Below are 23,322 nucleotides of genomic sequence, written 5' to 3'. Positions count from 1 at the left end.
AATCAGCGGCGGCCGCCGAGCTCATCGATGTGATCCAGCATGTCGGCCGGGTCCTGGAAGACGCGGTAGGCGCCGGCGCGGATCAGTTCGTCTTCGCCGTAACCGCCAGTCAACAAGCCCACACCAAGGCCATGCGCGCGTTTAGCGGCCAGCATGTCCCAAATCGCATCGCCCACGATGCAGGATTCTTTGATGTCTACGCCCAACTTTTCGGCGGCGGCGAGGAAGAGGTCAGGATCCGGCTTGGCATAGCGCACCAGATCACGCGTGATGACGACGTGCTTGGCCGGGTCAACACCCAGCTTGTGGAGCACAGGACCGGCCGTCTTGATATGGCCGGAGGTGGCGATGGCCCATTGGATGCCATTGGCGCTCAAATATTTCAGCAGTTCGATGGCACCCGGCAGAGTCGGAATTTTAGCGGAGACGGAACTGTAGATTTCGGCATGGCGATCGCGGATGCGGCTTCTCACATCCTCCGGCAGATCGCGGCCCAGTTCGCGCACGAGAGCGGCAGTAAAAAGTCCACCCGACATGCCGATGCGGCGATGGATTTTCCAGACGGGAACTTCGATATTGTTTTCGCGCAGGGCCTGGCCCCAGGCCATGACGTGATCATAAACGCTGTCGAGCAGCGTGCCGTCGAGATCGAAAATGAAAGCGGTTTTGGTGCGGGCTTGCATGATGCTGCTCCCTTACGCTCAACCGCCTATCAGTTCAATGGCGATACCGCGATTAGGCCGCTGCCTGTGCCAGTTCCTGCCGCACTTGCTGGCGCAACAGATCAATCGGCACGAGGTTGGTGCCGCGGCGGATGTGCCAGAAGGTCCAGCCATTGCAGGCTTCCGCACTTTGCACATGAGCCCCCACCTTGTGGATGGAACCCGATTCATTCTTCGAGGCGATGGAACCATCGGCACGCACGATGGCGGCAATGCGCTGGGTGTGATCGAACAGGCGGTCACCGGCTTTCACCAGGCCGCGCTCAATCAGCACACCGAAGGGAATGCGCGGTTCGGCGCGTTTGCTGGTGGTGGTCTTTAAGGCCTCCTCGGTGAGCGGCTCGACATTCTCGATGCGCTCCAAAGCTGCGGCTGCATACACTTCTTCACGCTCGATGCCGATGAAATGGCGGCCCAGAGAACGCGCTACAGCACCCGTGGTGCCCGTGCCGAAGAAAGGATCAAGCACGATGTCGCCCGGATTGGTGGTGGAGAGCAGTACACGCTGCAACAGCGCTTCCGGCTTCTGCGTGGGGTGCAGCTTGTTGCCTTCATCATTCTTCAGGCGCTCGCCGCCGGTGCACAAAGCCAGTGTCCAATCGCTGCGCATCTGCACGTCGTCATTGAACACTTTCATCGCTTCATAATGGAAGGTGTATTTCGAGGTTTGCGACTTCGAGGCCCAGATCAGCGTTTCATGTGCATTGGTGAAGCGGCGGCCGCGGAAATTCGGCATCGGATTGGTCTTGTGCCAGATCACATCATTGAGCAGCCAGAAGCCGAGATCCTGCAGCGTGGTGCCGACGCGGAAAATGTTGTGATAGGAGCCGATGACCCAGAGCGCGCCATTGGGCTTCAGCACGCGGCGGCACTCTGCCAGCCAGGCCTTGCTGAAGGCATCATAGCTGGCCATGGAATCAAACTTGTCCCAGTCATCATCGACAGCGTCGACCTTGCTTTCATCCGGGCGCTTCAACTCGCCACCGAGCTGCAGATTGTAAGGCGGATCGGCGAAGACGAGATCGATGGAGTTGGACGGGATTTTCTTCAGCTGCTCGATGCAATCACCGATCAAAACCTGATCAACCAGCGGCCTGACATCGACTTTGGACTCGAAACCCATAACGCACTCCACACACTTGAAGTGCTGTTATGAGTCCTCGGAGTCACCGTGTGAATCGAATGCTTAAGTCATGGTTAATTGAAGGGCTGGGCTCATGCGAGCAGCGCCCGGATCGGTGCGAAGCTTTTGCGATGTTCTGCACAGGGGCCGTGGGTTTTGAGGGCCTGCGCGTGATCGGCCGTGCCGTAGCCTTTGTGTTTGGCGAAACCGTAATGCGGGAACAACTGATCTAGATCGGTCATCAGGCGGTCCCGCGTAACCTTGGCGATGATTGAGGCGGCGGCGATGGAGAGCGAGATCGCATCCCCACCGATGAGGGTTTGGGTTTTGCAGGCCAGCTTCGGCGCACGGTTGCCATCGATCAGCGCCAGCGTGGGCACGGCCTGCAACGCCATGACGGCGCGGTTCATCGCGAGATAAGTGGCTTGCAGAATGTTGATCTCATCAATCTCGGCGGCAGACGCAAAGCCGATGCCGAAATCCGCCACTGCAATGATTTCGGGATAAAGCTCTTCGCGCCTTTCGTGCGTGAGGGCTTTGCTGTCATTAATCCCCTTCGGGATGCGCTTGGGATCGAGGATGGCGGCGGCGGCATAGACTGGCCCGGCCCAGGGCCCGCGGCCGGCTTCATCCACGCCGCAGACGATTACATGGCCTTCAGCAAAGGCGAATTTTTCGGTGCGGAAATGCGGTTTGGGCATGAGGCTCTGGAATCAGCGAGTGAATTGCGCCAAGTTACGGCGTCATGTTCCAGGATGTAAAGAAGACGCGGCAGATTGTTGGCATCGCAGCACTTGTGCTGTGGCTGGCTTCGCTTGCGCTGCCGGCGGCGGTGACCACGGGTGATGATCAGTTTCCCGGCTTTCTCATTTTGCTAATGGGCTTCTTCGGGCCATTCATTCTGCAGCCCGGCTGGTATGCCAATCCACTGTTTCTGTTCTGCGCGGCATGGCTGATTTTTTGCGGCGGGATTTACCGTTTTGCGGCGGCGATCATCGCGGTGCTGGCGCTGTGGAGTTTCAGCTGGGACAAGATTGTGATGGACAATGGCGATATGCCGATCAGCCATTTCGGGTCTGGGTTTTACGCGTGGGAATTGGCGCTGATGGGGCTCAGCGTCTATGCGTTTGCGGAGCCTTGGTTGGTGAAATCGGGTAGGCTTCGCGCTTAGCCCTCAATCTTGGTGAAATCGGCGACTTCTGCCGTGGCCTCGCGGATGCGGTTCAACAGGCGCAGGCGGTTGGCGCGGTAGTCGCGGTTGGGATCGTTCACCGTGACGGCTTCGAAGAAGGCATCGACGGGCGCGCGCAGCTTGGCGATGGCGCTCATGGCGCTTTCGAAATCTTCTGCTGCGATGGCCTTGTGGGCCAAAGATGCGGCGGCTTCCACGGCGCGGTGCAGGTCTTTCTCCTCGCCCTTCACGAGAATCGACTGGTTGACGGTGCCGGAAATGGTTGCGCCATCTTTCTTTTCTTCGGCGCGCAGGATGTTTGATGCGCGCTTCACGCCGGCGAGGAAATTCTTGCCATCATCAGTGGCGAGGAATTTCGACAAAGCTTCCACACGGCGGGTGACCATCAGCAGATCATCCTGCCCGCCAAGCGAGAACACCGCGTCGATCAGATCGTGCCGCGCGCCCTGGTCCTTGAGATAGACTTTCAGGCGGTCGGCGAAGAAGGCGAGCAAGTCCGGGCCGCCTTTGTCGAGCGGCAGGCGCAGGCCCTTGTCGAGAATGATACGCACAACGCCCAATGCAGCGCGGCGCAAAGCGTAGGGATCCTTCGAACCCGTTGGCTTTTCGTCGATGGCCCAGAAGCCGGTGAGCGTGTCGAGCTTGTCGGCCAGTGCCACGGCCATGCCGATTTTTGAGACGGGGATGGAGTCGCTGGGGCCTTGTGGCTTGTAGTGATCACTCAGCGCCTCGGCCACTTCGGCGTCCATGCCTTCATTCAGTGCGTAGTAGCGGCCCATCAGGCCTTGCAATTCGGGAAACTCGCCGACCATGGCGGTGACGAGATCGGCCTTCGCCAAACGCGCGGCCGCTTGTGCCTTGGCGGGATCAGCACCGATGGTTTTGGCGATTTCGCCGGCCAGTGTTTCGATACGCTTCACGCGCTCGCCTTGCGTGCCGAGCTTGGCGTGGAAGGTGATTTCATCGAGCTTGGGCAGCAGGGTTTCCAGCTTTACCTTGCGGTCCTGGTCCCAGAAGAATTTGGCATCCGACAGGCGCGCGGCGATGACCTTGTTGTTGCCGGCGATGATGGTTTTGCCGCCATCGGTGGCGATCTGGTTCGACACCAGAATGTATTTGCTGGCCAGCTTGCCGTCCTTGGTTTTCAGGCAGAAGCATTTCTGGTTGTTCTTGATGGTGGTGATGATCACTTCCGGCGGCACGCTAAGGAAGCTTTCATCGAAAGAGCCCATCAGCACCACCGGCCATTCCACGAGACCAGCGACTTCCTTAAGCAGCGCTTCATCCTCGATCAGATCGAGGCCCTGCGCCATAGCCAGCGTGCGCGCGTCATGGCGGATGGATTCGAGGCGGGCTTTTTCATCGACGATCACATGCGCCTTGTGAAGGGCGGCATCGTAATCCTCAAAACGCTTCACGCTGAAATCGCCTTTCGACAGGAAACGATGGCCGCGCGTGGTGTTGCCGCTCTTGATGCCATCGACTTCCAGCGGAACGACTTCACCGTCAAAGGTGCAGATGATGGAATGCAGCGGGCGCACCCAGTTCAGCGTGCCGGAACCCCAGCGCATGCTTTTGGGCCAGGGGAAATTGCGGATCACTTTTGGAAGAAGCTCGGCCACGATCTCGGTCGTGGCGCGGCCATTGCGCTTGATCTGGGCGATGTAGAATTTGCCCTTCTTGTCGTCCTGCACGACGAGTTGATCAAGGCTCAAGCCCGTTGATTTCAGGAAGCCGTCAATCGCCTGCTGGGGCGCATCGATGCGTGGGCCTTTGCGTTCTTCCGACACGTCCTGCGCCTTGGCGGCGAGGCCTTCGACCGACAGAACAAGGCGGCGCGGGGTGGCGTGCTGCTGTGCGCCTTCGTAAACAAGACCGGCATCAACCAGACCATTGGTAATCAAGGCGCGCAAGTCTTCCGCCGCCTTCACTTGCATGCGGGCGGGGATTTCGTCGGAGAAAAGTTCAATGAGAAGTTCAGACATTGGCGCGGCCCCCAGCGGTCTTGCTCCAGGCGACACAGCAGGCTTTCGCCAGTTCGCGCACGCGGGCGATGTAATTGGCGCGCTCGGTGACCGAGATCACGCCGCGCGCATCGAGCAGGTTGAAGGCGTGAGACGCCTTGATGCATTGGTCATAAGCGGGCAGGGCGAGTTCATGCTTGCCGTCCTTCTCGCCTGCAGTGAGCAGGGCCGCGCATTCCTGCTCGGCATCCTTGAAATGCTGCAGCAGGATATCGGTGTTGGCGTATTCGAAATTGAAGCGCGAATATTCCTGTTCGGCCTGCAGGAAGACTTCGCCGTAGGAAATTTTCTGCGCGCCTTCGCGGCCGTTGAAGTTCAGGTCATAGACATTGTCCACGCCCTGCACGTACATGGCCAGGCGCTCGAGGCCGTAAGTGAGTTCGCCCGAGACCGGATTGCAGTCGAGGCCGCCGACCTGCTGGAAGTAGGTGAACTGCGAGACTTCCATGCCGTCGCACCAGACTTCCCAGCCGAGGCCCCAGGCGCCCAGAGTCGGGCTTTCCCAATCGTCCTCGACAAAGCGGATGTCATGCAGCGTTTCGTCGATGCCGATGGCCTTGAGGGAGCCGAGATAGAGCTCCTGCAGGTTGGGCGGCGAGGGTTTCATGATGACCTGGTATTGATAATAGTGCTGCAGGCGGTTGGGGTTCTCGCCATAGCGGCCGTCCTTGGGGCGGCGCGAGGGCTGGACGTAAGCGGCGTTCCAGTGGCGGGGCCCGACCGAGCGCAAGGTGGTGGCGGGGTGGAAGGTGCCGGCGCCCACTTCCATATCATAAGGCTGCAAAATCACGCAGCCTTGGGCCGCCCAATATTGATGGAGCGTGAGGATCAGGTCCTGGAAGGATTTGGTGGGCTGCAATGTCATGGCGCGCCAATTAGATGACTGCGCGGGGCCGTTCAAGCCCGCTGATAGACGTGTGCTCTTGTGGTAAAGTGGCTCTCGGTCCTGGAGTGGGGCATGGGATGGTAGGGCGCGCTGACCCAGACCGGGCGCAGCAGGCCCCGCTGGCACAGGCCTTCGAGCTTGGTGGCGAAACCGTTGTCAGCCCAGACCGTGGTGCCCATGGTGAAGATCAGATGGCCGTTCTTGGCCACAAGACGGGTCAATTCGTCAAAACCTGATGCTGGCGCGTGACCGGTGGTGAAGGTGCCCGTTGAGATGATGGCATGGAATTGACCGGTGCCCAGCGCAAGTGTTTCGCCCAGGATTCCCTGATGCAAAGTTTGATAGACGTTGCGCGCCTTGGCCTTGGCCAGCATGCCTTGCGACATGTCGAGCCCATGCAGGCTGCCATAGCCCAAAGCGTTGAGCAGCGTGCCGACATTGCCGGTGCCCACACCTGCATCGAGAATAGGAGATGATAGATCGGGGACGAAGCGCGCCGTCAACCCGCAGATGACAGCGGGGTGCGCATAGCCGGTGGCCAGCATGTCAGCGTCATAGCTTGACGCCCAGTCATCATAGGTTTTGGAAAGGTGTTGAGAAGAGGCGGTGGTGTAAACCTCCGCCAACCTTGCTTCGACGTCTTTGATCACGCTTCCGGGGTGTAAACGCCGGTGATCGGATCAAGCTTCAGGCGGGTGCCCTTGAGAGCCGTGTCAGCCTTTGCCTTCACTTTGACCTTCTGGGCTTCGAGGTTCTGGAGAAAGCGCTTGGCCATTTGAGCCACAAGGAGGCCCACAACCAGCATCATCAAACTGCGCAAGATCATCTTCATGTTCTCCACTATACCACGAAACCGTATCACAAACCAAACCGTGCCCACAAGGCACGTTCTTCAAGCACATTCAGCGCAGCTTCGGTGACCTCTGTGGCCAAACCATGGCGTGAACCGAGGCCCAGCCAACGCGCGCCAAAGCCTTTGCTTTCCTTGATCTCTTTGATTTCCACCTTGTCGCCGAAACGCTGTTTCAGGGTGGGAACCAGATGGCCGATGCCATCGACCAAGCCCAAATCATGGGCACGGATGCCCGTCCAATAGGCACCGGAGAAAAGGTCTGATTCCTTGCCCTTGAGCTTGGCGCCGCGGCGCGTGCGCACCAGATTCTTGAAGCTGGCATGCATGTCTTCCAGCAGCACTTTCAGCTTTTTCACATCTTCCGGCTTTTCCGGCTTGAAGGGATCATTGGTGCTTTTGGAAAGCCCCGCCGTATGCACGCGGCGTTCGACGCCCAGCTTGGACAACGCCTTGGGAAAGCCGAAAGTGGAGGCAATCACCCCAATTGAGCCTACGATGGAATTTTCATCGGCATGGATTTCGTCGGCCGCGCAGGCCAACCAGTAGCCGCCCGATGCGGCCACGTCTTCACAGAAGGCCAGAACCGGCGTGTTGGTTTCCGCCGCCAACGCGCGGATGCGGCTGGCGATGAGGGCCGACTGCACCGGCGAGCCGCCGGGACAATTGATGGCCAGCGCCACGGCGCTTACTTTTTTGGTGAAAGCCTTTTTAAGGATGGACTCAAGGTTTTTGGCATTGAGCGTGGCCTGCAGGCCGCGGCCCGAGGAGATGGCGCCTTCCAGGCGCACCACATGCACCACAGGGTTTGCCTTGCCGAACCAGCCTTTGATACGTTTGATCATCCAGCAGATTTAAGGAGCGAAAGCCTGAATATCAAGTTAGCGCAAACGCCAGGCCGCACCGCCGCGCAAAACGGCCTCAGCTTCGGGGGTGAATGTATTGTCCTGATTGTGCAGATTGAGGCCGGGCAGGATTTGTAGCGGCGCCTTGGACGCCTTGATACCCTGCACGATGATGCGCGAGGCGGGTGCACCCTGGCGCGGAAACAAAGGAGCGATCCGAATGTCACCGAATTTGCCACGCATCGCATCGAGAATGTCACTCAGGCTATCGGCGCGGTGGATCAGGGTGACGGTGCCGCGCGGTGCCACCATGGCATGCAGCAGCTTGACCCAGAGTTCTAGGTCTTCCGGCCCAAAGGCATGGGCCCGGGATTTCATTAAGGTAGGGGACGCTGTAACTTTACCTTCGTCATAGAAGGGCGGATTGGCGAAGGCATGCGCGAAGCTGCCATGCTCCGGCATAGTGGTGAGGTCGCGGCGCAACGCCTCTTTGACATCGGCATGAATGACGCGCAGCGCATTGCCGAAATTGTTGCGCTTGGCATTCTGCTCGCAGAGCAAGGCATACCGTGTGTTGATTTCAATACCGGTGACATGGGCCTGCTTCACGCGGGCAAGCATGCAGAGTGCTGCCACACCCGCGCCTAAACCTACTTCAAACGTGGCCTCGCCGGGCAGAGTTGGAATCGAGGCGGCCAGAAACACGGCATCGATGCCCGCGCGATAGCCTTTTTCAGGCTGCAGGATTTGCAGTTTGCCGCCGAGGAAAGCGTCATCCGTCATTGAAGCTGGGGCGGTGGACGCGCCGGGGTTTACCATTTGTTGAGCCATTTGCATTGCTCCTCAAGCTAGGACGCCAGGGTTACGCAAAGCTTACTTTGTCACGTTCAGCAGCGCGGCAAATCTGCCCCTTCCCGCCTTGTCCTCACTCCGGCATAGTGTTTAGAAAGCGGGGCGAAGGGAAGTTGCATGGGCGTTGTCATAGCATTTGATGGAGCGGGCGAGAAGCCAAAGGCCACACTTGATCAGTTGGTAGGTTTGACTGCAGCCGACATGGCGCGGGTGAATGACCTGATCCTGGAAAAGGCCCAGAGCCATGTGGAGCTGATTCCTGAACTTGCCGGGCATCTGATCAATTCCGGCGGCAAGCGCATTCGCCCGATGATGACGCTGGCCGCCGCGCGGATGTGCGGTTACCAGGGCATGCATCATCTGAAGCTGGCCATGGCAGTTGAATTCATGCACACGGCCACGCTGCTGCATGATGATGTTGTGGACGAAAGCGACATGCGGCGTGGCAAGCAGGCTGCGCGGGTGATCTGGGGCAACCAGGCCTCGGTTCTGGTGGGCGATTATCTTCTGGGCCAGGCCTTCAAGATGATGGTGGAAGCGGGCTCTCTCGATTGCCTGCGCATTCTATCGGAAGCGGCCTGCACCATTGCCGAGGGCGAAGTGCTGCAACTTTCAGCCTCGCAGGATACAGCGACGACGGAAGATTCTTATCTCAAAGTTGTCGGCGCCAAAACGGCTGCCCTGTTCCAGGCGGCTGCACGAGTGGGTGCTGTCATCGCCGGGCGTCCGCGCAATGAGCAGGAAGCTTTGGATTCCTATGGTCGCAATATCGGCATTGCCTTCCAGCTGGTGGATGATGCGCTGGATTATTCCGGCAAGCAGGCCAGCCTGGGCAAGGCGGTTGGCGATGATTTCCGTGAGCGCAAGATTACGCTTCCCGTTGTGCTGTCTTTCCGGCGCGGCAATGACAAGGAGCGCAGTTTCTGGAAGCGGGTGATGGAAGAGGGAAACCAGACGCCCGATGACCTCGTCTATGCGACCAAGCTGATGGAGCGTCATGGTGCGCTGGCCGATACGATCGAGCGGGCGCGCCATTATGGTTCGATTGCCTGTGACGCGCTGGCGATTTTCCCCGAGAGTGAATGGAAAGAGTCACTCATCGAGGCTGTGGCCTTCTGCATTTCACGGGCGCATTAGTTTAGCGCACGCTGCCCCTTTTATCGTCATCCCGGCGAAGGCCGGGACCCCGCTAAAATCACGCATTCCGAGCCAGCCGGAGCGGGCCCCGACCTTTGCCGGGGTGACGAATGAAGTGATGGTGGGCGAGGACGTGAAGCTTACTTCTGCACCTGTACGTTGATGCTATTGGCCCAAAGGCAGCGGCGGCGGCCTTCGTGGTAGGCGCGACGGTAGTCGTGCAGGTTTTCCCAGGCGGTTTTGGGCGCGAAACCCTGAAGTGACGTCTGGCGCTGCGGTATGTAGATTTTCTGGCCAGCGCCAATCATCAGTACCTTGCCGGGCTCTGCTGTATCGAAGGCACCTGCACGCTGCATGTCATCGCCCGTTGCCTCATCGGCATAGGCGGTGGCAAATTCATCGCAGGTGAAAGTTGGCTTCTGGTCAGCAGCTACAGCCGCTGAAGACAGGAGGAGGGCGGCGGTGAAGCCCATAAAAATATTACGCATGACAAACCCAAACAAAGATCAAACCGCACCTGGTTCATCCTGCATTGGCACATGTCGTTAGTAAAGAATTAACTATGGTTAACCGCGTCTTTTGAGGCGCTGGTTTCGTTAAAACTTTATCTTTTTTTCGCCTTGGCCTTGGCCTCATCGTGGCGCTTCAAGCCTTCGAGGATCAGCTGTTCGGCTTCGATGGCATTGCCCCAGCCGGCCATCTTCACCCATTTGCCGTTTTCGAGATCCTTGTAGTGCTCGAAGAAATGCTCGATCTGCTTGATGGTGATTTCCGGCATGTCGAGATAATTGTGGATGCCTTCATAGCGCCGGGTGAGGCGCGGCACCGGAACGGCAATTACCTTTTCATCGCCGCCGGCCTCATCGACCATGCGCAACACGCCGATAGGCTTGCAGGCCACGACAGCGCCCGGAATGATGGCGCGCTGGTTGGCGATCAACACATCCACCGGATCGCCGTCATCCGACAGCGTATGCGGGATAAAACCGTAATTTCCGGGATAGCGCATGGACGTATAGAGGAAACGGTCGACCACCAGGGTGCCAGCCTCCTTGTCCATTTCATACTTGATCGGCTCGCCGCCCACCGGCACTTCAACGATGACGTTGACCTCCTTGGGGACATTGGCGCCGGGGGAAATGGCTTCGATGCGCATGGCTGCTCCTTATGGTTGTTGCCTCCCTATTATCCTGAATTGCCAAATTGATGAAGGCTGAATAGTGTCGATCTCCAGGAGGAAACAAAAATGCTCAAGACCGTACACCCGCTGCTGAATTCAGACCTGCTCTATGCGTTGCGGCAGATGGGCCATGGCGAAGATCTGATCATCTCGGATTCGAATTTCCCCGCAGAAGGCATTGCAGCAGAAACCACTTTTGGCCGGGTGCTGCGCCTGGATGCCGATGCCGCCACGGCGGTGAAAGTGATCCTTTCGCAATTCCCGCTGGATACATTTGTGGACGATGCGGCCTGCCGGATGGAAGTGGTGGGCAAGCCCAATGAGCTTCTGCCGATCCACAATGAAGTGCAGAAGGAAATCGATGCGGCGGAAGGCGGCAAGTTCAAGCTGGTGGGCGTGGAACGCTTTGCGTTTTATGAAAAGGCCAAGAAGGCCTATGCCGTGGTGCAGACGTCTGAGCGCCGCTTCTATGGCTGCTTCATCTTCAAGATGGGCGTGATCTCGCCCGACCAGAAGTTCTAGGCCATGGCAAAATCAGGTGTAGCGATTCTTGGCATTTATGCCGCCGATCTGGCCTTTTCGGCTCCGCGCCAACCCGCGATCGGTGAAACGCTGATCGGTTCCAAATTCGGTTTGGGGCCGGGCGGCAAGGGCTCGAACCAGGCGGTGGCCACTGCGCGGGCTGGCGGCAAGGTCACCTTCATTTCGCGCGTAGGCAAGGATGCCTTTGGTGACATCGCGCTCAACATGTATGCCAAGGAAGGCATCAATGCCTTGGTGCCGCGTGATGAGAACCATGCATCGGGTGCCGCCTATATTTTCGTGCAGGAAGGCACGGGTGCGAATGCCATCATTGTGGTGCCGGGTGCGGCTGGCCAGATCAGCAATGCCGATATTGATGCGGCGCGTGAGGCGATTACATCTTCAGCCGTGTTCATGACGCAGCTCGAAACACCGGTGGCGGTGGGGCATTATGCGCTCAAAATGGCGAAGGAAGCGGGGGTGACCACCATCTTCAACCCGGCACCGGCGATGCCGCTGGATGATTCCATCTATGCTTTGTGTGACTATGCAACGCCGAATGAAACCGAAGCCACGATGCTGACGGGGGTGGAAATCACAGGCGTGGATTCCGCCAGAAAGGCCGGTGATGTGTTGCTCAAGAAAGGCGTGGGCACGGCGTTGATCACTTTGGGCGGGCAGGGTGCTTTGCTGCATGGCAAGGCAGGTTCGTTCCATATTCCGATCTATTCGGCAGGCAAGGTGGTGGATACGGCAGGTGCTGGCGATGCCTTCAATGGCGGCTTTGCGGCGGCCTTGTCCAAGGGCATGGCACCCGAGGATGCGGCGCGCTTTGGCAGTGCGGCAGCTGGCATTTCGGTGACGCGCTATGGTACGGCCCCTTCCACGCCGCATCTGCATGAGATCGAGGCGTTGCTGAAGAAGTGACCTTCTCGCGCGTTGCTGCAGCCCGTGATCCGGATGCGCTGTTCATCCGGGGCGATGATGGGCGGGATTTTACCTATGGTGAATTCTGGGCGCTGGCGGGAAGGCTTGCAGCTGGGCTGGTGGCGGTGGGCGCGAAGCCCGGTGACCGCATCGCCGTGCAGGTGGAAAAATCGGTTGAGGCCGTGGCACTGTTTTATGCCTGCGCGCGCGCCGGGCTTATCTTCCTGCCATTGAACACGGCTTATACGCAAAGCGAGATTGCGTATTTCCTGAGCGATGCTGAGCCTGCCTTGTTCATCAACAGCCAGGCGCAGTTGATGGAACTGGCACAGGGCGGTGAGTTTGACGATGCGGTGACTGATGCCAGCACCATTTGCGCCATTCTCTACACATCAGGCACGACCGGCAAATCCAAGGGTGCCATGCTGTCGCAAGGCAATCTGGTGTCCAATGCTGAGGCTTTGGTATCGGCGTGGCGTTTCACGTCGCAGGACAAGTTGATCCATGCGTTGCCGGTTTATCATACACATGGTCTGTTCGTGGCTACCAACACGATTTTCCTGTCTGGTGGGCAGATGTTCTTTCGTGAGAAGTTTGATGCAAGCGATGTGATCGGGCTGATCCCCAAGGCCACTGCGCTGATGGGTGTGCCGACTTTCTACACACGCCTGTTGCAGCGTGAGGATTTCACCCGTGAGCTTTGTGCTTCGATGCGGTTGTTCATTTCGGGCTCTGCGCCTTTGCTGGCGGAAACGCACCGCGCATTTGAGGCGCGCACGGGCCAAGCCATTCTCGAACGCTATGGCATGACCGAAACCAATATGAACACATCGAACCCTTATGACGGCGCGCGCAAGCCTGGCACGGTGGGCAAGCCGCTGCCGGGTGTTGATCTGCGTATCCGTGATGGGATGATTGAAGTGAAGGGGCCCAATGTGACCAGCGGTTACTGGCGCAATGAGGCGAAGACAAAGGCCTCGTTCACCGACGATGGCTATTTCATCACCGGTGATCTCGGCGCGTTTGATGAAGATGGCTATGTGGTGATTTCGGGCCGGGGCAGTGATCTGATCATTACCGGGGGCTTCAATGTTTATCCGAAGGAAATTGAAGAGAAGATCGATCAACTGCCCGGCGTGGTGGAGAGTGCGGTGATCGGCCTGCCGCATCCGGATTTCGGCGAGGCGGTGACCGCAGTGATCGTGCCGGAAAAGGGCGTGACGCTTGATGCGGCCGCGATCATCGCCAAGCTGCGCGAAACGCTTGCCGCATTCAAAGTGCCGAAGACCTTGCATTTCGTGGATGAGTTGCCGCGCAATGCCATGGGCAAGGTGCAGAAGAAGGCGTTGCGCGAGACTTATGGCGCGCGTTGAGGGATTGTGAAGCCGAAAACCACTGTGAGCAGGTGAACGGCGGCACCCAAGGCGATCAGCATACCGATCAGCAGAAACAAGGTGGTCGGGAAGCGCCTGGGCCTGAAATCCGTGCGTGGGCGTTTTTCCAGCCGGTACATGGTGACGACCAGGCCCAGGCCGATGACCAGCCCTGCTATGCCGATCCAGAATTGCGGGTTTTCCAACATTGGCGGCCTCTTATATGAAAGGTTGACAGCCGAAAAGCCTTCGCCTAAGCGGAAACCCTCTCAAGGGGCCCTTTGGCCCCATATTTTATGGATAGATCATGAAAGTCCGCAACTCGCTGAAATCGCTGGCCAAGCGCCACCGTGACAACAAGCTGATCCGCCGCAAGGGCCGGGTTTACATCATCAACAAGACCAACCCGCGTTTCAAGGCACGCCAGGGCTAATTCTTCCGTCTGGAATTTTAAACCGCGCTGGGCCGAAATGCCCGGCGCGGTTTGTTTTGTTTGAACGCTGCGCTATACTTGCGCCATGCGATTGCTTACCGCTTTTTGTTTGATGCTGGTGCTGACGTCCACTGCGCGCGCCGAAGACGTTGACGCCCAAGCCTCGGCTTCCACCACCCTCAATGCCGCGCCGGAAAAGCCGGAAGTGACCAGGCAGCGCCAGCTGGATGCCCTGCTGGGCAAGCTCCATACGGCGCCGGCCAATGCCGATGTTTCCAAGACCGAGGATGAAATCTGGCAGATTTGGGTGCGCAACGATTCACCCACTGCAGAGGTCCTGCTGCGGCAATCTTCGGCGGCCATTTCAGCAGGCGATTATGATCCGGCTGAACAGATGCTAAGCCAGGCGCTGGAAACCTATCCGAAATATGCCGAAGCGTGGAACCGCCGCGCGGCGCTGTATTACCTGATCAAGCGCTATGATGCGGCGCTGATTGATGCTGATCACGCGCTGGCGTTGGAGCCACGCAATTTTGGCGCCTTGATCGGCAAGGGGTTGATCCTGCAGGCGCAGAAGAAGCATGATGAGGCCAAGGCCGCCTTTGAAGAGGCGCTTCAGATCAACCCGCATCTGGATGCAGTGGCCGCCATGCTGAAGCAGATCGAGCGCGACCGGCCGAATATCTAGCTCCAAAAGAAAATGCCCGCTTTCGCGGGCATGATGGTCTTTGCTTTGGCAGCGATTACATATCGCCCTTGTCTTCTTCGTTGACGGCTTGGATGTCGCCCTTGCCTTCGGCGCTGCGCTGGGTGTCGCTCAGGTCAGCGGCAAAGGCCTGGCTGCCGAAGCCGCCGATTGGATCGAGGGTGGCAGCAACCGGCATTGAATCCTGCGGCTGTGCGCCAATGATCGGCGGCTGGCCGTCACGGCGGATCTGTGCGTCGCCGCGCAGCATGAGTTGCGGCCACCAGTTGATGTCGCTGTCAGCGGCGCTCGCAATCATCGGCTTGATGGTTACCGCCTTGGCGTTTCCGCCGCTCTTGAAGCCGAGCTTGGATTTTGGCTTGGCCTGGCTTGGATCATCAGAGCTGACCGCCAGCATCTTGGCGCTCAGCGCGTCATTGGCCAGAGGCGAAGGAATGTCATAGCCAGACTGGCTGGGGGCCGGGGCGGATGCCGCGTTAACCAGGAATACCTTCGGTGCCGTGTTCATGTTGGCCGCTGCGGCCAGCAGGATGGCATCGGGGCGTTCACGCGGCTTCGGAATGGTGGGGCCGGTTTTCACGTCTGGTGCCGCGTCAGCGACTTCAGCCGCAGGCTTGGCTTTGGGTGTTGCGGCTGCATCCTGGCTCAGATCGCCTAAAGAGGCCATCTGCGCTTCGGGAATGGCAGTGCCAGCCTTGGCGGCACGCTTCTTGGAAGGAGGCGGCGTTGCTGCATCTTCCGACAGATCGGCAATATCGTCCTGGCCGCCATCATAGATGCCGTTGGCAGCCGCGTCATTGGCGACTGGCGCATTGGTGGCAGCGGCAGCGGTTTGTGCAGGTGCCGCATCGTCATCGGTCTGCAGGCCCAGCATCTTGCTGAAGAAGCCCGCAGGACGCTTGCCGGTGCTCGTGGTGCCTGCATCATTCGACGCCACAAGCGTATCGTTGCCGGCATTCAGACGCAGGCGTTTACCCACATATTTCTGTCCGTCACGGAAAATCTGGGCCATTTGCGAAGACGAAATGCCGGGGCCCCAATGGCGCACGCGGCCAGAGTCTGCATGCAGGAAGCCCGTCGGTCCACCGGCAGAGCGGTAATAGCCAACACCGCCCACCTGGCGCACCAGGGCCACGTTGCGGATCTTGATGGTGGGCACGTCAGGGAAATAGAAATCGATGGCCTTGCCGCGGATGTGCTGGCTTTCCTTGGCCACGTGGCGGCCGATGCGGTGCAACAGGGCGTTGGTCTTGGCAGAACGATAGCCGCAGACGATACGGATCGGCTCATGCGAGCCCAAATCTTCGTGAAGCTCCCAGATCAGGTTGATGGTTTCCGGATCAATGGTGATGACTTCGTTCTTGCGCCAGTCGCGCAGCAGGTAATTGATCTGCTTCATGGCCGAAGGAACCAGGCGGCCATCCTTCATATAGGTCACGGTGAGGGTTTCACCGGTGTGGATATGCGACAAGGAAATCGTGCGGTTTTCGCCACCCGCAACCACGGGGGCAAGACCGCCCAATGCTAAAAGACCAGACGCCGCAAAAGCGACGAGCAATTTTCTCAAATTTTTAGACAAGGTTCGATGTTGTCCTGACACGACCACTGCTTTACCCATACTCAACTCACACAAGGACTTTCGCCCTTCCTTTACTGGTCTAGGGTTGGGTGAAACCGGTCTTAACCTTATACCCAAACCGCACATCGAACAAGAATGAGGCCACCTTGAGGCAAACTCATGCTTAATGGACCTTGCCGGAACATGTTTAACGGCACCTTAAGCGAAACTGGATTTCTGCAATGTAATGAATGGCTTCATCGCTGTTATTGCGATGCAGCACCCAGCTAAGTCACTGACCGAAGGCCGGAAAACGGCGACGGTTTAGACATAATTTGCGGGTTTTTGAACCTTTTGACGGTTTCAGTTCTGGGTGACAGTGCCGGACGTGGTTTGAGCCACATTGGCAGGCACCGCGGGTGCCTTGACAGCAGGGGCATAGGCGAAAGCCTTGGCCATCGCTTCATCGCGCCCATAAACATCATCATAATACTGGATGGCACCGTTGCCGTCGGTCCAAGCGGTGAAATAGGTCATATACACTGGAACCTTGTCAGTGAGGGCCACCGACTTGGTCTGGCCGTCAGCCAGGTTCTCGGCCACCTTGTCCTTGTCCCAGCCGAGCAGGATCGAGGCATACTCACGCGGGTTCTGGGTGCGCACGCAGCCGTGGCTGAAGGCGCGGACCTGGCTGTTGAACAGATTCTTGGTCGGCGTGTCATGCATGTAGATGTCATGCGCATTGGGGAAGAGGAATTTCAGCTCGCCCAGCGCATTCCCGTCACCGGCCAATTGCTGCAGGCCGAAATTCGGGTTTTTGCCCACATTGTACCAATCAACCGACTGGGTATCGATCTGGCGGCCGCGCTGATCGACCACGACGAAGCCGTTACGGTCGAGGTAGCCCGGGTCTTTACGCATCTTCGGTGCATATTCATTCACGATGATGGAAGCGGGTACGCCCCATTTCGGATTGAACACCACGGTCTGAATCTGGTTGTAGAACGAATAGGTCTGCTTGGTCGGCTGGCCGATGATGACTTTGGTTTTCCACAGCGGGCCGTCATTGGCCATGACGGTGGCTTCGTAAGCCGGCTGGTTCACGAAGACATATTTGATCCCCATGTCGCGCGGCAGCCAGCGCAACCGTTCCATGCTGGCAATCAAGCGCTGGCGTTTGGTTTTGGTGTCGTCGCGGTTCAGCGCCTTGATCGTATTTGCATCCAGATTGCCGGTGGGTTTCAGCTTGCTAGAGGTCTGGAAGGCCATCAGGCCGATGGCCATGTCTTGGTCCAGCAGATCCGGATGTTCGATGATGGAGTTTTCCGGAAGGAAGTTGAGCTGGATTAAGCGGGCGCGGAGCGCACTCATGCGAGGATCGCTCTTGCCAGACTTGACCGTGGGGCCAGCCTTGATGGGATCAAAATCGACTGTCGTATTGGCGGACAGCTTGGCCAACTCGTCCTTGAACACTTTGTACTGCGGTTGCGGCGGAGCCTGATCTTCGAGATAGGCCACCGGATCCACGCCCGTTGTCATGCCACGGATGGCTTCGTCAGCATCGACCGGGGTAGGCTTGATGTCATTATAAAGCGAAAGGCGGTTGGGCTCGAACTGGCCACCCGACAGCTGGCGGGCGTAATGAAGTGCAGCCAGCGTGATGCCCACTTCAAGGCGCGCCTGCTTGGCCGGATCATCAGCTACCGAGGCATCCATATTGTCCAGATCGGTCAGGACTTCAGGGATGTAATTCTTGGCCACCATGCCCTCTTCCTGAGCGCGGGCCAGAAGCTTCAAGACCTTCAGGCCTTTTTCGGTGACATGACCGCCCTGCACCCAGACGGGTTTGAATTCTGAGGTTTTATAGTAGGCCAGAATGGCCTTCTTCTCAGCGTCCTGGGCCTTGATTGGAGTGGCCTTGTTGGCCAGCAGATCACGGATAGTGCCTGCTTCAGGCGTGGTGGTCGTCAGCGTAGCGAAAGTTGGGTCAAACACCGCCAGAATGGGCGGCGGTGCATAGGTAACAGTGCCCATGCCGAGGCCCGAAACCTGTTCATCGGGCCCTGAACCCGCATCCTTTGGAATAACGACTTGTGCTCGCTTCTTAGGGGTGCCCTGATCGAAGCTGTTGCTGCCATCGTTCTGCCACCACGGACGGTCGCCACCATCATTGTTGTTATTGGCGCGTTGACGATTTGGATTTTGACCAAAAAGCAAATCAAAGAAGTTTGCCTTGCGCTGCTCGGCGCTGGCGGGCGATGCCAACAAGGCCAAAACTGACAACCCGAACAAAAGCTTCGCAGCTTGCTTTGACATTCTATCCGCACCGATCACAAAAAAAGATTGAGCCTGTCTTATAAAGGGCTTTGTGGCGATTCAATGAAAATGCGATTCGTGCTGGAATACCACAGAATTAGACGCTTGCAGCTTCTTCCAGACCCAAATCCCGCATCTTGCGGTACAGCGTCGAACGGCCGATGCCCAGTTTGCGTGCCACTTCCGACATCTGGCCGCGGTAGCGGTGCATGGCCAGCTTGATCATGTCGGCTTCAACTTCTTCCAGCGTACGGATATGGCCACCTTCGGTCACAATCGAAACGCCGATGGCATTGCCGTCGCTGACCTGGCCATTTGCCGGGCGGACGAGTTCGGGTTTCTTGACGGCGGCAGGGGCTGCCGGAATCTTGACTTCATAACCTTCGACCAAAGCAGCGATCTGGGGGAAATCCGCCACGTCGAGCACTTCGGTTTCGCACAGCACGATGGCGCGGAAGATGGTGTTCTCAATCTGGCGCACATTGCCCGGCCAGGCATAGAGCTGCAGCATGGCCAAAGCCTGCGACGTGATACCATGCACCTTGCGGCCTTCTTCAGCCGAAAGCTTGGTGATGAAGTGATTGACCAGAGCCGGAATATCATCCTTGCGGTCGCGCAAAGCAGGCACCATCACCGGATAGACGTTCAGGCGATAATAGAGGTCTTCGCGGAACTGGCCGGCCTTGACCATTTCAATCATGTTCTTGTTGGTGGCCGAGATCAGGCGGATATTGACCTTGGTGGGCTTGCGTGAGCCCACAGCGTCAATCTCGCCTTCCTGGATGGCGCGCAACAGCTTCACTTGGATATCGAGCGGCAGTTCGGCCACTTCATCGAGGAACAATGTGCCGCCATCGGCTTCGGCAAATTTGCCGAGATGCTTGCCGGTGGCGCCGGTGAACGAACCTTTTTCGTGGCCGAAGAGAATCGACTCAACGAGGTTCTGCGGGATGGCGCCGCAATTGACTGCGACGAAGGGTTTGCCGGCACGATCGCTTTCGCCCTGAATGGCGCGGGCGATCATTTCCTTGCCCACACCCGATTCGCCTTCAATCAGAATGGGAATGTTGGATTGCGCGCCGCGGCGGCCGAGGCGCAGCACATTGTTCATGGCTGGCGATGATGCGACAAGATCATCAAAAGTGAGGGCGCCTGAAACTTTTTTGTTGAGGCGCTTCACTTCTTCAGTGAGCGCATTGACCTTCAGCAGGTTCTGGATGGAAACGCGCAAGCGCTCAGGTGCGACCGGTTTCACCACGAAATCATCGGCACCGGCGCGCATGGCCTTGATGACGGTTTCAATCGAGCCTTGCGAGGTTTGCACGATGACCGGCAAGTCACCACGCACCGCTTCGAGTTTTTCAAGGAATTCAAGACCATCCATGCCAGGCATGACGAGATCAAGAATGATCAGATTGATTGAGGAGCCAAGGCTGCCGGAAAGCGCTTCGAGCGCTTTGTGTCCATTGTCGGCTGAGACAACTTCAAAGCCGAAACGCTTTATCATTTCTTCGAGGATGCGACGCTGGGCTGGCTCATCTTCGACGATCAAAACGCGATTGGACATAAAATCTATTTCTCACTCACCAGTTTGAAGCCCCCATCCTGGTAGGACCGGTTGGCTCCGGACCACAGGCTGGGCGTTGGTTGAGATGAGAATGAACTGGATTGGTAAAGTTGCCCTTAACGGCCTAGCCGATTTGGGCACAGTTTTGACCCAGACCGCATGGTATAAGTTGAACGGCCTAATTTAAGGTTGTATCCGCCTTGAAAGCTGTTGATTGCATTGCCCGCTCTCCTATTTAAGGAAGGCATATGGAGACCAAATAAAATGGCCGCGAAGACGAATTCTGTGAAACTGCCGGAATGGAACTTGAACGATTTATATTCCGCACCGGATTCTCCGGCTTTCAAAGCAGATCTCGACAAGGGCGAGAAACTGTCGAATCAATTCGCGGCGGCCCACAAGGGCAAGATTGCACAATATGACGGGGCGAAGCTGGCCGGTGCCATCAAGGAATATGAAGCGCTGTCGGATTTGCTGGGCCGCGTCGGCTCCTATTCGCAGCTTTATTATGTGGGTGACACGACCGATTCTGCGCGCGCCAAATTCTATGGCGATGTGAATGCGCGGATCACTGATATTTCAACCCAGCTGTTGTTTTTTGAACTGGAATTGAACCGCGTTGATGATGCAGCGCTCGCTGCTGCGATCAAGGTGCCGACGCTGGCGCATTACAAGCCGTGGCTCGATAATCTGCGCGCCGAAAAGCCCTATCAGCTCGACGACAAGACCGAGCAGCTGTTTCTGGAGAAATCACAAACGGCTGCGGGTGCGTTCAACCGGTTGTTCGATGAAACCATGGCCGGATTGCGCTTTCATGCCGATGGCCAAGAGCTGTCGCTGGAGCCCACGCTCAACCTTCTGCAGAGCCCCAATGAAGTGACGCGCAAATCCGCTTCAGAAGCACTGGCGCGCACCTTCGGTTCCAACATCAAGCTGTTCACGCTGATCACAAATACCTTGGCCAAGGACAAGGAAATTTCCGACAAGTGGCGCGGCTTTGCTGACATAGCCGCGGCGCGCCATCTCTCCAACCGGGTGGAGCCGGAAGTGGTGGATGCGCTGGTGGCGGCCGTGCGCGAGGCATATCCGAAGCTTTCGCATCGCTATTACAAGATGAAGGCCAAGTGGCTGGGCAAGGACAAGCTGATGCATTGGGACCGCAATGCACCGCTGCCTTCGGAAGACACGCGCGAGATTGAATGGCCGGAAGCAGAAGCCGCCGTTCTGAAGGCCTATGGTGATTTTGCGCCGGAGATGGCAGCCATTGCCAAGGACTTCTTCGACAAGAACTGGATTGATGCGCCGTCACGCCCCGGCAAGGCGCCGGGTGCGTTTGCGCACCCCACTGTGCCATCGGCGCATCCTTATGTGCTGCTCAATTACATGGGCAAGACGCGTGATGTAATGACGCTGGCGCATGAGCTGGGGCATGGTGTGCATCAGGTGTTGGCGGCCAAGCAGGGCGCGCTGATGGCCTCCACGCCGCTCACGCTGGCGGAAACCGCTTCAGTGTTTGGTGAGATGCTCACCTTCCAGTCGCTGCTGTCGGCTACAACCGACAAGAAGAAGCGCAAGATCCTGCTGGCGTCCAAAACCGAAGACATGATCAACACAGTGGTGCGGCAGATCGCGTTCTATCAATTTGAGCGCAAGGTGCACACGGCGCGCAAGGACGGCGAACTGACGCCGGAGCAGCTCAACCAGTTCTGGATGGATGTGCAAAAGGAAAGCCTGGGAGACGGCATCGAGTTCGGGCCGGGCTATGAAGTGTTCTGGACTTATATTGGCCATTTCATCCATTCGCCATTCTATGTTTACGCCTATGCCTTTGGCGATTGCCTGGTGAATTCGCTCTATGCGCGCTACCGCGAAAGCGAGCAGGGATTCCAGGCGAAATATTTCGAGATGCTCAAAGCCGGCGGCACCAAGCATCATTCGGAATTGCTGAAACCGTTCGGGCTCGATGCCACCAATCCGGATTTCTGGCAGAAGGGCCTCTCGGTGATTTCGAGCTTCATTGACGAGCTTGAAACGCTCTAAACCTGCTCCCATCTCGCATGATGGAGAATGACCATCATGTATAATGCAGAAACTGAAGCGGCGGCGCTGGGCAACAGCGAGGCCGAACTTCTCGACGCCTATTCAACCACTGTCATCAATGCCATTGAACGCGCTGGGCCCGCGGTTGTGCAGGTTGCTGTTTCCAAGAATGGCCGACCTTCCGGCATCGGTTCAGGACTGATCCTCGCATCAGACGGCATTGTGATGACCAATAGCCATGTCGTGCATGGTGCGGGAGAGATCACGCTCACCACCGCTGATGGACAGAAGGGGACTGCGCGCATTCTCGGTGATGATCCGCATACGGATATTGCTGTGTTGCGCACGGATTCAGTTTTAACGGCGCCATCGCTCGACTTTTTTGACTCGCGCAAATTGAAACGTGGGCAGATTGCCGTCGCACTCGGCAATCCTCTGGGCTTCGAACAGACGGTGACGAGCGGCATTGTTTCGGCTTTGGGGCGCAGCATGCGCTCTGGTACGGGCCGCCTGATCGATGATGTGGTGCAGACGGATGCCGCCTTGAACCCCGGCAATTCCGGCGGGCCATTGGTGGATGCGGCAGGCCGAGTGATCGGCATCAACACTGCGATCATTCCCGGCGCGCAGGGCATCTGTTTCTCGGTCGCGGCCAATACGGCTTTGGATGTACTCACGCAGATTTTGCGTTACGGCAAGGTGCGGCGTGCCAGCTTGGGCATTGAAGGTGCTTCTACCGAAATTCCGCGCCATGTGGCACGCTTTGCCGGCGTGCAGCAGGCGGCCGGCGTGCGGGTGATGAATGTGATCAAGGATGGCCCGGCGGCTGGTGCCGATATTCGCCCAGGTGATCTGGTGATCGCGCTCGATGGCCAACCGGTTGAGGGTGTTGATGACCTGTTGCGGCTGCTCAACCACCAGCGTACGCGGATGGAAGTGAAAGTTTCACTCTTGCGGCGAGGTGAGCGGCGTGAGCGCTGGGTGATGACCGACGAAAGGCGTTAAGGTTTGATTCATTGTGCAAGGGAATTGGCAGGGTTTGCCAATCTTTGCCATCCGTGGTAGTTCC

General features: G+C 57.8%; 24 protein-coding genes. 9 read left to right on the top strand and 15 right to left on the bottom strand.

Going from position 1 to position 23,322, the window contains the following annotated elements; genetic code table 11:
* Positions 1–2: 2 nt before the first annotated feature.
* From F8B91_RS13460 to F8B91_RS13450, 3 genes are all read right to left on the bottom strand, one after another.
* Positions 3–683, bottom strand: a complete 681-nt coding sequence (locus tag F8B91_RS13460; RefSeq protein ID WP_196504369.1) for an HAD family hydrolase — start codon at positions 681–683, stop codon at positions 3–5.
* A 52-nt stretch (positions 684–735) separates the two neighbouring features.
* The gene (locus F8B91_RS13455) at positions 736–1,845 is read right to left on the bottom strand and encodes a site-specific DNA-methyltransferase (protein ID WP_196504368.1); all 1,110 of its coding nucleotides are present in this window, start codon (positions 1,843–1,845) and stop codon (positions 736–738) included.
* Between the two features lie 92 nt (positions 1,846–1,937).
* On the bottom strand, positions 1,938–2,546 hold the full coding sequence (locus F8B91_RS13450) for a ribonuclease HII (RefSeq protein ID WP_196504367.1): 609 nt from the start codon (positions 2,544–2,546) through the stop codon (positions 1,938–1,940).
* A gap of 44 nt (positions 2,547–2,590) precedes the next feature.
* Here F8B91_RS13450 and F8B91_RS13445 point away from each other — a divergent pair, with 44 nt between their 5' ends.
* Positions 2,591–3,016 (top strand): hypothetical protein, encoded by a 426-nt coding sequence (locus tag F8B91_RS13445; RefSeq protein ID WP_196504366.1) that lies wholly within the window; start codon positions 2,591–2,593, stop codon positions 3,014–3,016.
* Here F8B91_RS13445 and glyS read toward each other — a convergent pair.
* From glyS to F8B91_RS13415, 6 genes are read right to left on the bottom strand one after another with little or no spacing between them, the layout of a single operon-like run.
* Positions 3,013–5,022, bottom strand: coding sequence for a glycine--tRNA ligase subunit beta (gene glyS, locus F8B91_RS13440; protein ID WP_196504365.1), 2,010 nt, complete (start codon positions 5,020–5,022; stop codon positions 3,013–3,015). The genes F8B91_RS13445 and glyS overlap by 4 nt on opposite strands.
* Positions 5,015–5,926 (bottom strand): glycine--tRNA ligase subunit alpha, encoded by a 912-nt coding sequence (locus F8B91_RS13435; protein ID WP_196504364.1) that lies wholly within the window; start codon positions 5,924–5,926, stop codon positions 5,015–5,017. Before F8B91_RS13435 ends, glyS begins: the two co-directional genes overlap by 8 nt.
* A 32-nt stretch (positions 5,927–5,958) precedes the next feature.
* A complete protein-coding gene (locus F8B91_RS13430) occupies positions 5,959–6,597 on the bottom strand; it encodes a methyltransferase domain-containing protein (protein ID WP_196504363.1) in 639 nt (212 codons plus the stop codon).
* Positions 6,594–6,779 (bottom strand): hypothetical protein, encoded by a 186-nt coding sequence (locus F8B91_RS13425; RefSeq protein WP_196504362.1) that lies wholly within the window; start codon positions 6,777–6,779, stop codon positions 6,594–6,596. Before F8B91_RS13425 ends, F8B91_RS13430 begins: the two co-directional genes overlap by 4 nt.
* Before the next feature lie 26 nt (positions 6,780–6,805).
* A complete protein-coding gene (locus F8B91_RS13420; RefSeq protein ID WP_196504361.1) occupies positions 6,806–7,642 on the bottom strand; it encodes a S49 family peptidase in 837 nt (278 codons plus the stop codon).
* Positions 7,643–7,678: 36 nt separating this feature from the next.
* A complete protein-coding gene (locus F8B91_RS13415) occupies positions 7,679–8,473 on the bottom strand; it encodes a tRNA1(Val) (adenine(37)-N6)-methyltransferase (protein WP_196504360.1) in 795 nt (264 codons plus the stop codon).
* 138 nt (positions 8,474–8,611) lie between these two features.
* Between F8B91_RS13415 and F8B91_RS13410 the strand changes: the two genes are divergently transcribed.
* Positions 8,612–9,631 carry a polyprenyl synthetase family protein gene (locus tag F8B91_RS13410; protein WP_196504359.1) on the top strand — a complete coding sequence of 340 codons (1,020 nt, stop codon included), beginning with the start codon at positions 8,612–8,614 and terminating at the stop codon, positions 9,629–9,631.
* Positions 9,632–9,771: 140 nt separating this feature from the next.
* Here the strand turns inward: F8B91_RS13410 and F8B91_RS13405 are convergent, their stop codons facing one another.
* Both F8B91_RS13405 and ppa read right to left on the bottom strand, forming a co-directional pair.
* Positions 9,772–10,119, bottom strand: a complete 348-nt coding sequence (locus F8B91_RS13405; protein WP_196504358.1) for a hypothetical protein — start codon at positions 10,117–10,119, stop codon at positions 9,772–9,774.
* Between the two features lie 116 nt (positions 10,120–10,235).
* Positions 10,236–10,787, bottom strand: coding sequence for an inorganic diphosphatase (gene ppa, locus F8B91_RS13400; protein WP_196504357.1), 552 nt, complete (start codon positions 10,785–10,787; stop codon positions 10,236–10,238).
* A 90-nt stretch (positions 10,788–10,877) separates the two neighbouring features.
* Here ppa and F8B91_RS13395 point away from each other — a divergent pair, with 90 nt between their 5' ends.
* The 3 genes from F8B91_RS13395 to F8B91_RS13385 are packed head-to-tail and all read left to right on the top strand — an operon-like array spanning position 10,878 to position 13,633.
* The gene (locus tag F8B91_RS13395; protein WP_196504356.1) at positions 10,878–11,333 is read left to right on the top strand and encodes an RbsD/FucU family protein; all 456 of its coding nucleotides are present in this window, start codon (positions 10,878–10,880) and stop codon (positions 11,331–11,333) included.
* A 3-nt stretch (positions 11,334–11,336) separates the two neighbouring features.
* Positions 11,337–12,260 (top strand): ribokinase, encoded by a 924-nt coding sequence (gene rbsK, locus F8B91_RS13390; protein WP_196504355.1) that lies wholly within the window; start codon positions 11,337–11,339, stop codon positions 12,258–12,260.
* On the top strand, positions 12,257–13,633 hold the full coding sequence (locus F8B91_RS13385; protein ID WP_196504354.1) for an AMP-binding protein: 1,377 nt from the start codon (positions 12,257–12,259) through the stop codon (positions 13,631–13,633). Before rbsK ends, F8B91_RS13385 begins: the two co-directional genes overlap by 4 nt.
* Here the strand turns inward: F8B91_RS13385 and F8B91_RS13380 are convergent.
* Entirely contained in the window at positions 13,618–13,842 is a 225-nt protein-coding gene (locus F8B91_RS13380) for a hypothetical protein (RefSeq protein ID WP_196504353.1), read from the bottom strand. The two genes, F8B91_RS13385 and F8B91_RS13380, sit on opposite strands and share 16 nt — an antisense overlap.
* Positions 13,843–13,940: 98 nt before the next feature.
* On the opposite strand from F8B91_RS13380, the gene ykgO reads away from it, so the two are divergent.
* Positions 13,941–14,066 (top strand): type B 50S ribosomal protein L36, encoded by a 126-nt coding sequence (ykgO, locus tag F8B91_RS13375; protein ID WP_196504352.1) that lies wholly within the window; start codon positions 13,941–13,943, stop codon positions 14,064–14,066.
* 85 nt (positions 14,067–14,151) lie between these two features.
* Positions 14,152–14,754, top strand: a complete 603-nt coding sequence (locus F8B91_RS13370; RefSeq protein WP_196504351.1) for a tetratricopeptide repeat protein — start codon at positions 14,152–14,154, stop codon at positions 14,752–14,754.
* 55 nt (positions 14,755–14,809) lie between these two features.
* Here the strand turns inward: F8B91_RS13370 and F8B91_RS13365 are convergent, their stop codons facing one another.
* The 3 genes from F8B91_RS13365 to F8B91_RS13355 all read right to left on the bottom strand — a co-directional run bounded on the left by F8B91_RS13365 (position 14,810) and on the right by F8B91_RS13355 (position 20,213).
* Complete coding sequence (locus F8B91_RS13365) at positions 14,810–16,351, bottom strand: DUF882 domain-containing protein (RefSeq protein WP_196504350.1); 1,542 nt, start codon at positions 16,349–16,351, stop codon at positions 14,810–14,812.
* Between the two features lie 342 nt (positions 16,352–16,693).
* A complete protein-coding gene (locus F8B91_RS13360) occupies positions 16,694–18,646 on the bottom strand; it encodes a L,D-transpeptidase family protein (protein WP_196504349.1) in 1,953 nt (650 codons plus the stop codon).
* Between the two features lie 97 nt (positions 18,647–18,743).
* Positions 18,744–20,213 (bottom strand): sigma-54-dependent transcriptional regulator, encoded by a 1,470-nt coding sequence (locus F8B91_RS13355; RefSeq protein WP_196504348.1) that lies wholly within the window; start codon positions 20,211–20,213, stop codon positions 18,744–18,746.
* 264 nt (positions 20,214–20,477) lie between these two features.
* On the opposite strand from F8B91_RS13355, the gene F8B91_RS13350 reads away from it, so the two are divergent.
* Entirely contained in the window at positions 20,478–22,253 is a 1,776-nt protein-coding gene (locus F8B91_RS13350) for a M3 family oligoendopeptidase (protein ID WP_196504347.1), read from the top strand.
* Between the two features lie 36 nt (positions 22,254–22,289).
* The gene (locus F8B91_RS13345; RefSeq protein ID WP_196504346.1) at positions 22,290–23,258 is read left to right on the top strand and encodes a S1C family serine protease; all 969 of its coding nucleotides are present in this window, start codon (positions 22,290–22,292) and stop codon (positions 23,256–23,258) included.
* Positions 23,259–23,322 lie beyond the last annotated feature (64 nt).

This window comes from Aestuariivirga litoralis, from assembly GCF_015714715.1.
Classification (GTDB): Bacteria; Pseudomonadota; Alphaproteobacteria; order Rhizobiales; family Aestuariivirgaceae; genus Aestuariivirga; species Aestuariivirga litoralis_A.
This window is presented reverse-complemented; position numbering and strand designations above follow the sequence as displayed.